Here is an 807-nt window from a genome sequence, read left to right as displayed (position 1 = left end):
ATACGATTCCCACGGATCAGAGCCATTAAATCAGGTTCTTCATCAATAAATGGCTGTTCTAATGCAAGTGCATCAGTTTGGGTCGGTAACGCATTATCACCCGCTAAGGCAGCAGTAATTTCAACTTCACTCAATGCAAGCTTGTTTTGCATATCAGCAAGGTTATTCGCATCAACAGCCAACAATCCTTGTGATGTCTGTGCGATGTCACCATCGATGAATTTATCAAACACACCATTTTCTAGACGAGCAGAAACGATGCGGTTGAAGATCCATGAACGCGCGGCAGACAAGTACATGCTGCGTTTGTTTTGGTTACGCGTACGAACGTTTTCTCGTCCCCAACGACGAGCTTCGTCGAGGTTATTTCCATCGTTACCAAAGCGTTGGCTACCAAAGTAGTTTGGCACACCAACTTGTTTAACTTTTTCAAGGCGTTGCTCTACATCCGCCACATCTGTCACTTCAGACAAGGTAACCACAAACTCGTTCCCGATTAAGTCACCAGGACGCAGTTTTTTGTTGTGTCGATCGGTCGCCAGAATTTCAATACTTGGGTATTGCGCCAAAAATGTCGAAAAATCTGGAGTCTCACCTTTAGGCAGATGAACACTTAGCCATTGTTCGGTTACTGCATGGCGATCTTTCAGGCCTGCCCAACTAACGTCTTTAGACTTAACACCACAAGCTTTCGCTAGCTCGTTAGCGACGAAACTGGTGTTCTCACCTGTTTTTCGAATGCGCACCATTAAGTGTTCACCTTCTCCCGTGAAGGCAAAACCCAAATCTTCGCGAACCTGAAAGTGT

Annotated in this window: 1 protein-coding gene; it reads right to left on the bottom strand. The window is 45.5% G+C overall.

Annotated features, from left to right (window positions below):
• On the bottom strand, positions 1-807 hold an 807-nt coding region (locus R7Z50_RS26440; protein ID WP_318149606.1), incomplete at both ends, for a tRNA pseudouridine(13) synthase TruD.

It is taken from the genome of Vibrio sp. 1249-1 (assembly GCF_033340495.1).
The sequence above is the reverse complement of the archived record's forward strand: the minus strand, read 5'-3'. Positions and strand labels throughout refer to the sequence as shown.